A 12,695-nucleotide genomic window follows, 5' to 3' on the forward strand; every position below is an offset into this window, starting at 1 on the left:
CATCCTGCCCATAGTCGACTGTCGCACCGGTTGTCCGCTGAACGGACGTGCGAGTGGCCCTACCGGATTGTCTGGCCTAGAGTCTGCGCGTGCCAGCATCCCCCGTGACCCCGCCTGACCGACTGGCCGCGCTACTGGGCACCGTTGGCCCGGCTGGCGCGTTCAGCGCACGTCGTACCGCGTCACCCCATGGTCTGAGGCTCGCGGTGCGCGGTGTCGGGCCGATCGCCTTGCCGGCGGCCGCCGAGCAGGCGAAGCAGCTGTGCTCAGTTGGCCGGCCGGCCAGGTTCGGCAAGGGTGAGCAGACGCTGACGGACGCCGGGGTGCGCGACACGTGGGAAGTCCCGACGAGCCTCGTCGACATCGACGAACAGCGGTGGCACGAGACGCTCCACCCGATGCTGGACCAGCTCCGGGCCGACCTCGGCCTGCCGCAGGGGTGCGAGCTGGTCGCCGAGCTGCACTCGATGCTGGTGTACGCGCCCGGCCAGTTCTTCGCGCCACATCAGGATTCGGAGAAGGCCGATGCGATGATCGGCACCCTGGTGGTGACGTTGCCGTCGGAGTCGGCCGGCGGCGTGCTTTCGATCGAGCACGCCGGCCTGACCGGGAGCTACGAATCGTCACCGGACGAGCTGACCTTCGTCGCGTTCTACGCCGACTGTCGGCACCAGGTGTCGCCGGTGACGACGGGCCACCGGATCGTGTTGACCTACAACCTGTTGCTCGCCGGTGACCCGGTCACCCTGGCCGCCGGCTCGCTGGGCCAGGACCTGGTCACCGAGTTGACCGGCTGCCTGGACGATCACTTCGCGGAATCGGCTGACGGGCCCGCCCGGCTGGTCTACCTGCTGGACCACGAGTACACCCAGCGGGCGTTGGGCTGGGACCGGCTCAAGGGCGACGACGTCGGACGTGCCGCAGCGGTGCGGGCGGCCGCGCAGGCCGCCGGTTGTGAGGTCACCCTGGCGTTGGCGGAGCTGCAGGAGACCTGGAGCGCCCTCGACCCCGAGGAATCATGGGGCCGCTGGGGTCGGGGCCGGAGTCGGTACGGCCGGTATCGGAACGACGAGGAACCCAGCGGCGGGAGCGGGTCGGGCAAGTACGAGCTCGAAGAGCTCATCGACTCGTCGATGACCCTCGACTGCTGGCTGGACGAGTCCGGCGAGGTGGTGCCGACGTCGCTGCGGGTTTCCGACGACGAGGTGTGTGCCACGACGCCCACCGCGAACCTGTCGCCCCAATCGTCGGAGTACGAGGGGTACATGGGCAACTACGGCAACACGTTGGACCGGTGGTACCGCCGGGCGGCGATCGTCGTGTGGCCACGTCGGTGGACCTTCGCGATCCGTGCGCAGGCGTCGCCAGGCTGGGCCCTCGACCGGCTCGCCGGTCTGCTGCGGGCCGGGGACGTCGCCGGTGCCCGGAGCAGCGCCGCCACGCTCGCCTCGTTCTGGCGGGTCACCCCGGCGGCCGGTGAGCTTGTTGCCGGGCGGGCACTGGCGGTCGCCTGGGAGCTCGACGAGCCGGACCTGGCTGCCATGCTGCTCGCGCCGCTGCGGGTGGAGGCGCTGGCGCCGGCCGACGCCCCGGTGCTCGCCCGCCTCGCCACCCGCTACGGCGAGTCCTGGACCCGGGAGCGGGTCAACGGCTGGTTCGGCCGGAACTGGCTGTCCCGTTCGTCGCTGTTCGACAAGCAGACCCCGGACTGGCTGGCATCGCTGCCCGCGATGTGCGCGGCGCTGCGGGCCACCTCCGACGCCGGGGGTGTGCTGGTCGGCCGGCTGCTGGTGGCCGGTGTCTGGTCCGAGCTGCACAACCGGGCCCGAGGACTGCTCAGCTACCCGGCGGCCCGCGACCGGCGCAGGTACCTCGCGGACCTGGGGCCGCAGATCGCCGTCGTCCTGGCTGGTGCCGCCAGCCTCGGTACGGCTGACCTGGCTGACGGGCCGGTCGAGTTCCTCTGTCAAGACGAGGACGACGTGCTTGGCTGCGCGATGTCGACGCTGCGGGCCACCCGCGCGACCGCAGCGGACCAGGCGGGGCAGCAGGTGACCGGCCTCGACACCCTCACCGCGCACGCCGCCCGGCGGCTCGAGCAGCGGCTCGCCAGGCCAGTTCGGGCCGCCGACGACTGGTCGGTGGAACTGCCCAAGGGATGCGACTGCGAGCTGTGCACCACCTTGGTGGCGTTCCTCGGCGATCCGGCGCGCCGCACCTTCGAGTGGCCGCTGGCCGAGCAGCGCCGCCGCCACGTCCACTCCCGCATCGACCAGGCCGACCTGCCGGTCGACCATCAGACCCGGCGCAGCGGGCGACCGTACACTCTGGTGCTGCGCAAAACCGACGCGCTCTTCGATCGCGAACGCGAGGCCCGCCGCCGCGCCCAGGAAGACCTGGCCTGGCTCACCCACTGACCGAGCCGGCCGGTCCGACCCCGACCACTCCGAACAGCTACGAGGACCCGAGCATGCCGATCACGGCCGTCCGACAGATGGCGTACTTTCCACCCTCGGCCTACGAGCAGGCGTGGGAGCGCGGCCTGCTGGACGCCACCAACTACCGGGACCACGCGGACTACCGCCGCGAGATTCAACAGCAGCTGCAGGCCCTGTCCACCGACGGCCGAGGCCCGATCCGGATCGTCGCGCTGGACGTGCCCGGCCTGCTGGCGTACGCGGAACAGACCGGCCAGGACCCGACCAGCCGGCAGACCCGGCTGGGTTTCGTGGGCTGGCTCGGTGAGCAGGGCGCCGACACCGTCGCCTGGCCGCCGGAGCGCAACGCCGGGTGCTGGTGCGGCTCCGGCCGCAAGTACAAGAGGTGCTGCGCGGCACCGTCGTTCCTGGCGGTCGAACCGGCCGACCCGGCGTCGCTGGTGCTCACCGTCGAGCTCGACGGGGTGGCGCAGCGGGTGTGGCGGCGGGTTGCCATCCCGTCGAACACCCCGCTGGATCGGGCCCACCGGATGCTTCAGGAGGCCTTCGAGCTGCCCGGTGAGGGGTCGTACGCCTTCCGCACCGACGAGTACACGATCGTCGCGCCCGGGTCTGGCCAGCGTGGTGTCCCGGCGGACGGGGAACGGCTGGTGTCGATCGCCACCGAACTCGGCGACCAGTTCCACTACTTTCACGGCCACGGCCGGAGGTGGCGCCACACGGCCACTCTCGACGAGATCCGGCCCGGCGGACCCGGCAACACGTTCACCGTGCTGGCGGGTGACGGCAGCTGGCCGGCCGAGCCGGTCGCCGACCAGGTCAGGCAGGCGATCGATGGGCTGATGGAACTTGCCGAGTCCAGCGCCGACGTGGTCGCCGCCGAGGCTGAGTCGTTCCGTGAGTTCGGCGACCGGGCCGACCCCATGGACGTGGAAATCCACACCGCGCAGCTGCTGGCCAGGTTCGACCAGACCCAACCGTCGGGGTCGATCGGGCTGGCGATGGGGGCGCTCTCCATCGCGAACCGGCGGCCGAGACCGCACGTGGCGGCGTTCGTCGCCGCCGTGAACCACCTGATGCCCGGCCTGGTCACGGGGAAGGCGCTGACCGACCTGGCCCGGCATGGGGTGCCGTTTCCGGCATGGGCCGAGCGGCTCGGCAAGGTGGACCCACGGCGGGCGTGGCGCTACCGGGACGCCTTCGGTGATCAGGAGGCCGTGCTGGTGACCTTCGGCTACCTCGGCGACGCCGCCGAACACGGCATCCTCGTCGAGATCGCCACCTGCCCCACCCCCACGGTCAGCGTGGTCCACCTGTCTCGAAGCGTCGACGCGCTGCGGAAGGTGCTGGAAAAGTCCGCCGCCACCGCCGCCGGCCCGGTGATCCTGGAAGAGACGACCCTGGCGTGGGCGTCCGGGGCGTTGGCCGGCGTGCTCCGGCGAGTCAGTTCTGACCTGCCGGCCGAGAGCCGGGCCTGGCTGCCGATCGTGGCGCAGCGGGTCGACCTGCTCCCACAGCCCGAACCGGTCGAGCCGGCCCGCCACACCCGGGCGGACCGGGCTGCGGCGGTCGACGGGTTCCTGGCCGCCACCGCACCCCTGCCGGGCGTCGACGGCGACGTCCTGCGGTTCTGGGCGCAGGTCCTGGCCGGTTCCACCGGGACGGACGGTTCGGCGCCGACCCGGATCGGGCCGGTCTGGCTCGGACACGTCCTCGGCGAACACGTCCCACGTACCTTCGAACTGACCCTTGCCCAGCGGGCCGGGCTCGGTGCCGCCGTCACCGCCTGGGCCGGGTGGGCGGCCGAGCAGCAGGGCCTGCCCGCCGCCGCTGTCGAGGTGCTGGCGGCCCGGATCGCCGAGATCGACGAGGCGTTCGACCGCGCCTACGCCGACCCCGAGCGGGCGGCCGCCCGCAGCTATCTCAGCGACATCACGCCGACCACCACCGACGGGGAAGACCTGCGGCGGGCGTTCGCGCTGCGAACCGCCGCCGTCCCGGTGGCGCGACCCGGGCAACTGACCGAGCAGCCGCTGTGGGTGTCCGATTTGGCCGACCGGCACCGGATTCTCGCCGCCGAACTCGAGTCGTGGGAACTGGCGCCGAGTCAGTCTGTTGCGGCCTGGTCCGCCGCGCTCACCGCGATCAGCGACCAGCTCTGGAACCTGGAGTCCGACCTGGCCCGCGAAACCATGGACTACCTGGACCAGGTCGGCCCGGACGATGAACTGCTCGGCGACCTCACCGAGCTCGCCGTCGAGCACGGCCTCGGTACGACCAGGTTCAACGCGGCAGCCCGCGACCGGCTCACCCCGGATCCCGAGGACCTCGGCTGAGCGTTGGTCGCGTCGGGGACGTCACGCCTGGAAGTAGTGCCCGTCGTGCAGGTCGGCGATCAGGCCGGGGCGGCTGGGGGACCAGCCCAGGAGTTCCCGGGTGTTCGCGGCCGACGTCGGATTGTCCAGTTGGGCGAACGGCCCGAGGAAGCCGAAGTAGTCGTCGGCTTCCTCGGGGCTGATGCTGCGGACCGGCACGTCGAGGTTGCGGGCGATGGCGGCGGCGATCTGTCGGAAGGGGACTCCTTCGTCGGCGGCGGCGTGCAGGCGGGAGCCGGCCGGGGCCTTTTCGAGGGCGAGCCGGTAGAGGTCGGCCGCGTCGAGCGTGTGCACGGCCGGCCACCGGTTGGTGCCTTCGCCGACGTACGCCGCGTACCCGTGCTGCCGGGCGGCGGCGACGAGGACGGTGACGAAACCGTTGCGGTCGAGCGGGCTGTGCACCGTCGGAGCGAGCCGGACGACGCAGGAGCGCACGTCGTGGGAGGCGAGGCCGATCACGAAGTTCTCCGCGTCGACCCGGTAGCCGCTCGGGAGAGCGTCGTGTTCAGTGCCGGGGCGGCCGACGAGTCCGCCCATCGCGAGCATGGCTGTGCCGCCCGTGCCGACCAGCGGTTTGCCGGGGCCGCTCAGACCGTCGGCGAGTGCGTGGAGGGCGGCCAGGTCGGCATCGGCGGCGCCGGTCAGGTCGCCGGTGAGCAGGAGGTCGTGGCGGAACGCCAGGTGGATGACGCCGTCGGCGGCGTTCGCCTCCGTACGGAGAACGTCGAGGTCGGACAGGTCGCCGCGGCGCGTCCGGGCACCCAGCTTCTCGATCGCGGCAGTGGACGCTTCGGATCGGGCCAGGCCGACGACGTCGTGTCCGGCGGAGATCAGGGCCGGCACGACCGCCGAGCCGAGGTGGCCGGAGGCACCTGTGACGAATACGCGCATGTTGGTTCCTTCGTGAGTCCCGATGTCGCCTAGTGACATCACCCTACCCTGTGATGTCACTAGGCGACATGACTTTGCCGGGAGAATGTCGCGGTGTGACATCGGATACCATCGCGGCATGGCCCGCTGGCAACCGGACGCACGCGGCCGCCTGGAGGCGGCCGCCTTCGAGCTGTTCCGTGAACGCGGCTTTGAACAGACCACGGTCACCGACATCGCCACCCGCGCCGGCCTCGACAAACGCACCTTCTATCGGCTCTTCGGCGACAAACGCGAGGCGCTGTTCAGCGGCAGCGGGCAGTTGGAAGACCTCCTCGTCAAGGCGGTGACCGAGACGGATGCCGCCCCCTTCGAGGCGGTCGTCGCCGCCTTCCGCCGGGTGGCGGAGGAGATCTTCGCCGACCGCCTCGAGCTGGTCCGGGTCCGCCAGGCCATCATCGAGAGCAGCTCCGAGCTGCAGGAACGTGAGCTGCGCAAAATGGGCTCGCTGGTGGCCGCGGTCGTTGCCGCGCTGTGCGCCAAGGGCTTCGGCCAGACCACGGCGACCCTGGCCACCGAGTCGGGTGTCACCGTGTTCCGGGTCGCGTACACCCGCTGGGTCGAGCCCGGCAACCGCGACTCGCTCACCGACCTGATCGCCGAGGTCGCCAGCGAACTACAGGCGATCACCTCGCCTGCTCGACGGTAGTTGCCGTGCGGTACGTTGCCGGCATGACGGCTGTCGCTGGACGACGGTGCGCCCGCCGGGCCAGCACACAGTAAACCGTCCAGTATGATCGGTCGCCCGTTGGCCGTCGGCGCGACAGCCGACGGCCCGGCGTACTCAACTGGGTTCCGGAGGTTCTCATGGCCGACCACGACGCAACGCTGTTCGACCGGCTCGACACCTCGGTGCCGCATCCGGCCCGCCGATACAACTACTGGCTCGGTGGGAAGGACAACTTCGCCGTCGATCGGGCCTCGGCGGACCAGATCGCGGCGGCCTGGCCGAGCGCGCCGATCGCGGCGCGAGAAAACCGCCGCTTCCTCGGCCGGGCGACCCGGTTCCTGGCCGCCGAGGCCGGGATCAGGCAGTTCCTCGACATCGGCACCGGCCTGCCCACCGCGGACAACACGCACGAGATCGCCCAGGCGATCGCGCCGGAGTCGCGGGTGGTGTACGTCGACAACGATCCGATGGTGATGGTGCACGCCAGGGCCCTGCTGACCAGCACCACCCAGGGCAGAACGTCCTACATCGAGGCCGATCTGCGCGAGCCCGGCAAGATCCTCAACCATCCCGACCTGCTCGCCACCCTGGACCTGTCCAAGCCGGTCGGGCTGATGCTCGTCGCGGTACTGCACTTCCTGCCGGGTCGAGGGGCGGCCGCGCCGGTCGTCGCCGAGCTTGTCGACGCGCTGCCGCCGGGCAGCTACCTGGTCGTCAGCAACGCGACCAAGGACTTCCTCCCGGCACCGATCGCAGCGGTCTACGACCGGATGCTGGCTGCCGGGCAGACCGACATCTGGCCCCGGGAACGCGCCGAGTTCGCCGCGCTGGTGGAGGGCCTGGACCTCGTACCACCCGGGATCGGGGTGGTGAGCGACTGGCGCGCCGACGAGCAGGACCAGCCACGTCCGGCGGCAGCCGACGTGTCGGTGTACGGTGCGGTCGCCCGAATTCCCTGACCGCCGCACCGGGCAGCGCCGTTGCCGGAGGCGAGTCGCCCGCAGCACGCCGGTAACTGCGGCCTGGGCGGTAGCGTCGTCCGGGTGAACCTGGACGAGACCGCCGCCCGGCTCGGGGTGCCCGTCGCCGACGTCGAGCGGGTGCACCGGCTCGCCGGTGACCGGCCGTCGGCTCCGCTGCCGGCCAGGGCCGACGCGCCCGCGATCCTGGACCGGCTCGCGGTGCGGCCGGACGACGCCGCCGAAATCATGGCCGGCTGGCCGGATCCCGACTCGCCGCTGTGGACTCCGGAGCTGCGCTGGCTGCTCGACCGGACGATCGCCCTGGTCCGGGCCGACCTCGGCGGCTACGGCTGGCTGGCACCCGGCCCGGAGCTGCCCCGCGACCGGGGACCCGCCTGGCGGCACCTCTACGTGTACGCGTACCTGGCCCTGGTCGACGTCGTCCGGGCGTACCACCGCGCCCACGGCATCGCCGACGCCGTGTCCTGGGCGACTCTCGCGGACCTGGGCCGCAACCTCGCCATCGACCGGCGGATGCGTGGCGAGGGCTGGCCGGTGATGCAGGCCTGGCTGACCCTGCACGTGCGCGGCGGCCTCTACGAGCTGGGCCGGCTGCAGCACCACCGCAGCGACACCGCCATCGAACTGCACATCCCCGACGCGGGGCCGCTGACCCCGGAGGCGGTCAGCGCGTCACTCGACGCGGCCCGCGCGTTCTTCCCCCGGCACTTCCCCGACGGGCGGTACGCGGCGTTCGCCTGCGGGTCGTGGCTGCTCGACCCGCAACTGCGGGAGTACCTGCCGGCGGACTCGAACATCGTCCGGTTCCAGCGCCGGTTCGAGCTGGAGCCGTACCAGGAGCAGGACGGGCCGGACGCCGACGTCGAGGTGCTGCGGTTCGTGTTCCGCACCCTGAGCACGCCGCTCGACGCGCTACCACGCCGTACCGTTCTGCAACGCGCCGTCGTCGACCACCTGTCCGCCGGCCGCCACTGGCAGTGGCGCCGCGGTCGCTTCCCGATCTGACCACGCCTGCTCTGCACCCGGCTCGGTAACCGCGACGGCCGAGGCGGAAACGAGGCGGGTGACGGCCGACCGGCTGTCTGCTGTCGCCGGATCACCAGGAGCTGGAAACGTAGAACATCTAGTTCTACACTCGTGTCCATGGAGCGTATCGGTGTCCGAGAGCTGAATCAGAACACGAGTCAGGTGTTGGCTCGGGTGAGTGGTGGCGAGACTGTCGAGATCACCGACCGCGGACACCCGATTGCCCGACTTGTTCCGGTAGGCGACGACCGGTCGGTGTTGGCGAAGCTGGTAGCGGCGGGGCGAGCCGTCGCCCCCACCGGCGGCGGCTCTGTGCCGCTTCCCCCGAAGCTCGGTGACGAGGATGTGGACGTGGCCGCCTCGCTTGTCGCGATGCGTGACGAGGAGCGCTGGTGATCTATCTCGATTCAGCTGCCGTCGTCAAGCTGGTTCGGCAGGAGGTGTGCAGCGCCGACCTTGTCTCCTGGCTCAACAAGCACGACGATGTGCCGCTGGTCTCCTCCGCTCTCGTCGAGGTGGAAGTGCCCAGAGCGCTGCGCCGAGCAGCTCCGCAAGCGTTGATCGGCGTGCCGGCTGCCGTCGGACGGCTGTTCCGACTCGAGATCGACAGCACGATTCGGGCGACCGCAGCCGCGTTCGCCGAGCCGACGCTCCGCAGCCTCGACGCCATCCACCTGGCCACCGCCCAGGTGCTGACCAACGAGTCCGGCACGGCACTCACTGCCTTCGTAACCTACGACCGGCGGCTGCTCGACCATGCCAAGGAAGCAGGACTACCCGTAACAAGCCCCGGCCAGAACTGACCCACGAAGACGAGGTACCGCCACCACCGTTACCCAGGGTGTGCCGACTTTGCCTGGCCCGCTTTCGCCGCCGCATGGTGGCCTTGCCAGACGCAGGCGATTTAGCCGAGATCTAGCCGGGCTTGCTTTGCCGCCCTGCCTCACGAGAGCTGGGCCGGCTGGCGGAAGGCGTACTCGTGCCGGTCGAAGTCGATGGTCCAGGCGTACCTGCTTAGGAAGGCGTGCGACAGCAGACCGTCGATCCGTACGCCGCCGAACGACGCCCACGGTGCACGTCTACCCGGTGCGGTGGCTACGAACTGCCGCTGCTGCCGCAGCGGGCCGAGTGAGATCGGTGCGTCGGTGTCGAAGTGCGGGCCGGCGGCGCGGGCACGGGGGACTCCCCAGGAGCGGTACCGCCGGGCTGTCGCGTACAGGCAGGCCTGCCGGGGCGGCGATCCGTCGTCGCCCCGGACGACGTACGCGAGCCCGGAGTCGATGAAGTAGTTGAGATCCTGGCGGTCGCCGAAACCGCCACGGGCGAACATGTAATGGTCGCTCCACAGGTGGAACGGAATGCGTGCGGCCTCGGGCCAACTGCCGAGCAACGCCTGATGCGTGGCTGACCCGTCGGGGTCGCGACGGGGCGACAGGAGCAGCCGTTCGCCGGGGTAGTCGACGGTGGTGAGGAACCGTTGCAGGACGTTGGTGCCGATGACCACTACATCCTGGCCGCCTTTCAACGTGGGCATCGCCTCGACGGGCACGTTGGTCAGCGTGGCGTCGCCGAGGGTCAGCTCGTGGGCGAGGCCGGTGTAGCTGTCGGTGCGGGTGGTGCCGTGGTGCTGCCGGCCGGTGGCGACGAGCCGGATGCCGAGCGCGTCGGCGCGCGGGGTGCCCATGACGATGAAAGGCCCGCCGGTGTCGATGACGGCGTTCACCTGGTGGCCGTCGATGGTCGCGACCACCGCCGGCAGGTACGGCGCCAACGCGTGGTCGGCGAACGGCAGCGTCGTGGTGCGGCCGAGGCTGCTTGTCAGCGGGTGGTCCACTCGCAGCTGAAGGTCCGGCGGTGTCGGTCGTCGCGGCCGTCGCCGGCGCAGGTACGCCGCCGCTTCGGCTGGTCTGTCCAGATGCAGCAGTGCCTGCGCGACGAGCCCGTCCAACCGCCTGAAGCCCAGCGGCCCTGGTCGCAGCGTCGCGTGGTGTGCCAGCGCCTGTTCGTAGCGTCCGCACACGTAGTCGGTGAGGAACAGCAGGTGCGCGCGTTGCCGAGGGCTCACCTGCGTCGCCAGCCGTTCGACCTCGCTGACGTCCCCCCGGGTCCACGCCCGCCACGCGGCGCGGGCGGACCCACTCAGCAGCAGCCCTCGGTGCCGGCTCACCGCTCCTCCTGCGCTGGCGGCGGTTGGCCGCCGGTGCCGAGGTCGGAAGTTGCGGCGATGATGGTCAGCAGAGGGATGACTGCTCGCGGGGTCAGCTCGTACTCGCCACGGCGGGGCTGGGCGAGCAGGCCGGCCGTCTGCAGGACGCGCAGATGGTGGTAGAGGTGTCCGGTCGAACTTTCGCCGAGCACCTCCTGCAGCTGCGTACGGGTGCGTGGCGCGCCGAGCAGTGCGGCGAGCAGGGCCAGGCGTGCCGGGCTGCCGAGGGATTCGAGCGTGCCGGCGGCGGCTGCCCAGTCGGCGGCGGCGAGATCCTGGACGCGATGCTCCATGACCCACTGGTATTCGCGGCGGCCGAACCCGGCTGCCCCCGCATAGGTGATCGAGCCGGTCTCCGTCGGCTCTCCGGAGGCCTCGGCACGCTGCTCACGTAGCCGGTCGAGCAGCCCCAACGCTTCGCTTCCGGCTGCTCGACCGGTGCCTGACCCACCGCTGCCCCGGCCTGCCGCCGTTTCCAACTGCTCGACGCGCCGCTCCAGCGCGGCGATCCGCAGCTCCGTTGAATCCGATGCCACCCGGTCACCCCTGATCGTTGTTCCGGAATTTCGTACTAGCGTACAAAGTTGGCTGCAACGCTGTCAACGACGCCCCCGCGCGGGCGGTAACCCCGACGGCGGAGGCGGAAACAGACCAGGCATGGACGACGATCGGAGACGATTCGCGGAGCTGTTCCGACGGCACTACGGCGCGGTGATGCGGTACGCGGCCCGCCGGGTCGGCCGGGAACGCGCGCCGGACCTCGTCAGCGAGGCGTTCCTCGTCGCCTGGCGACGCCTGCCGGACGTGCCGACCACCGACCCGCTGCCCTGGCTGTACGCCACCACCCGGCACCTGATCGGCAACGAGATCCGGGGCCGGGACCGGCAGGCGAGGCTGACGACCCGGCTGGGCGCGGTCGTCGAGACGGTCACGGCCGACCATGCCGATGCCGTGATCGACCAGGTACGGGTACACCGAGCGTTGGCGCAACTGTCCGAAGCAGACCAGGAGGCGCTGCGGTTGGCCGCCTGGGAAGGACTCGACGCCACCGCCGCCGCCACCGCCATGGGGTGCAGTCGTACCGCGTACAAGGTGCGGTTGTTTCGGGCCCGGCGGCGGCTGGCGGCCGCGTTGGAGCCGGCTCCGACCAGGAGGCCGGCGGACGCCGCGCTCTCCCCGCTGGCAAACGAAGGAGGATCATGATGGAAACCGATCGACTGATCCGCGACGCGGATCCAGTCGCTGACTGGCCGGTGGACGCCGAGTCGCCGCAGGCCACGGCGATGCTGGCCGGCATCCTCGCGCAACCCCGGTCCGACGTCGCGCAACCGTCCGGCACGCCGGCGGTACGGCGTCCGCGTGCCGCTGATCGTCGGGTGCGGCACCGGCGGCTCGCGTTCGGCGGGGTCGCCGCCGCCGCGGTGGCGGTGGCCCTCGCGGCGTCGACGGTCTGGCTTGCCGGCCCCGGCGGGGCCACCCCCGCCTACGCGGTAACCGCCAACCCGGACGGCTCGGTAGGACTGATGGTCGACTGGGACCGGCTCAACGACCCGGCCGGTCTTGCCGCCGACCTGCGCCAGGCCGGCGTACCAACCGAGCTGCGTACCGGCCTGCCAGAGCGCTTCTGCCCTGGTGTCGATGCTCGGGGCTACACGAGTGAGGCGCTCAACAAGCTAGGACCTGAAGGTGAACCGGTCTCCACCGACGGGTACGCCATGCAGCCGGAGCTGTTTCCCGAAGGAAGCGTCCTGGTCATCTCGACGCACGCCGACACGGAGACACAGTTCTTCTACACGACGATGTACCTCGCGCCGGCCGACGCCACCTCCTGCACCTTGTCTGGCACGCTCGGCAGAATGCGCTACACCGGGCCCGGCTCGCATCCAACAAGGATCGTGTGGCCACAACCAGGCGAGTGAGCATCCGGCTGTGCGTCGAGGGGGGGGGGGGGGGGGGGGGAAGAAAAGAAAGGGGATCCTCCACCCCCCCCCTGGGAAACGGAACCCCCCCCCCGTTTGGCCGGGCTGGGGTCCGATGGCGCCGGTGTTCGCCCCGAAGGATGAGACG

The 12,695-nt window shown here is 71.2% G+C and carries 12 protein-coding genes; 9 read left to right on the forward strand and 3 right to left on the reverse strand.

Going from position 1 to position 12,695, the window contains the following annotated elements:
* The first annotated feature begins 89 nt into the window (after positions 1–89).
* Both ACXAHD_RS18885 and ACXAHD_RS18890 read left to right on the forward strand, forming a co-directional pair.
* Positions 90–2,417 (forward strand): 2OG-Fe(II) oxygenase, encoded by a 2,328-nt coding sequence (locus tag ACXAHD_RS18885; protein WP_475052075.1) that lies wholly within the window; start codon positions 90–92, stop codon positions 2,415–2,417.
* 53 nt (positions 2,418–2,470) lie between these two features.
* Complete coding sequence (locus ACXAHD_RS18890) at positions 2,471–4,774, forward strand: IS1096 element passenger TnpR family protein (RefSeq protein WP_421357952.1); 2,304 nt, start codon at positions 2,471–2,473, stop codon at positions 4,772–4,774.
* Positions 4,775–4,795: 21 nt separating this feature from the next.
* Here ACXAHD_RS18890 and ACXAHD_RS18895 read toward each other — a convergent pair whose 3' ends face one another.
* A complete protein-coding gene (locus ACXAHD_RS18895; RefSeq protein ID WP_475052078.1) occupies positions 4,796–5,704 on the reverse strand; it encodes an SDR family oxidoreductase in 909 nt (302 codons plus the stop codon).
* A 118-nt stretch (positions 5,705–5,822) separates the two neighbouring features.
* On the opposite strand from ACXAHD_RS18895, the gene ACXAHD_RS18900 reads away from it, so the two are divergent.
* From ACXAHD_RS18900 to ACXAHD_RS18920, 5 genes are all read left to right on the forward strand, one after another.
* Entirely contained in the window at positions 5,823–6,392 is a 570-nt protein-coding gene (locus ACXAHD_RS18900) for a TetR family transcriptional regulator (RefSeq protein ID WP_475052081.1), read from the forward strand.
* 158 nt (positions 6,393–6,550) lie between these two features.
* Entirely contained in the window at positions 6,551–7,372 is an 822-nt protein-coding gene (locus tag ACXAHD_RS18905; RefSeq protein WP_281552873.1) for an SAM-dependent methyltransferase, read from the forward strand.
* Between the two features lie 84 nt (positions 7,373–7,456).
* Entirely contained in the window at positions 7,457–8,401 is a 945-nt protein-coding gene (locus tag ACXAHD_RS18910; protein WP_475052084.1) for an acyltransferase domain-containing protein, read from the forward strand.
* A gap of 138 nt (positions 8,402–8,539) precedes the next feature.
* Positions 8,540–8,818, forward strand: a complete 279-nt coding sequence (locus ACXAHD_RS18915; protein WP_281552875.1) for a type II toxin-antitoxin system Phd/YefM family antitoxin — start codon at positions 8,540–8,542, stop codon at positions 8,816–8,818.
* Positions 8,815–9,225 (forward strand): type II toxin-antitoxin system VapC family toxin, encoded by a 411-nt coding sequence (locus ACXAHD_RS18920; protein WP_475052087.1) that lies wholly within the window; start codon positions 8,815–8,817, stop codon positions 9,223–9,225. The genes ACXAHD_RS18915 and ACXAHD_RS18920 overlap by 4 nt, the downstream gene beginning before the upstream one ends.
* Before the next feature lie 140 nt (positions 9,226–9,365).
* On the opposite strand, the gene ACXAHD_RS18925 is transcribed toward ACXAHD_RS18920, so the two are convergent.
* Both ACXAHD_RS18925 and ACXAHD_RS18930 read right to left on the reverse strand, forming a co-directional pair.
* A complete protein-coding gene (locus ACXAHD_RS18925) occupies positions 9,366–10,589 on the reverse strand; it encodes a retropepsin-like aspartic protease (protein ID WP_475052089.1) in 1,224 nt (407 codons plus the stop codon).
* Positions 10,586–11,164: a helix-turn-helix domain-containing protein gene (locus tag ACXAHD_RS18930; protein ID WP_475052092.1), complete on the reverse strand. Its 579-nt coding sequence runs from the start codon at positions 11,162–11,164 to the stop codon at positions 10,586–10,588. Before ACXAHD_RS18930 ends, ACXAHD_RS18925 begins: the two co-directional genes overlap by 4 nt.
* A 121-nt stretch (positions 11,165–11,285) precedes the next feature.
* Here ACXAHD_RS18930 and ACXAHD_RS18935 point away from each other — a divergent pair, with 121 nt between their 5' ends.
* Positions 11,286–11,831, forward strand: a complete 546-nt coding sequence (locus tag ACXAHD_RS18935; RefSeq protein WP_475052095.1) for an RNA polymerase sigma factor — start codon at positions 11,286–11,288, stop codon at positions 11,829–11,831.
* Entirely contained in the window at positions 11,831–12,547 is a 717-nt protein-coding gene (locus ACXAHD_RS18940) for a hypothetical protein (protein WP_475052097.1), read from the forward strand. Before ACXAHD_RS18935 ends, ACXAHD_RS18940 begins: the two co-directional genes overlap by 1 nt.
* The last annotated feature ends 148 nt before the right edge of the window (positions 12,548–12,695 follow it).

This window comes from Micromonospora sp. ABR4_055 (assembly GCF_056160425.1).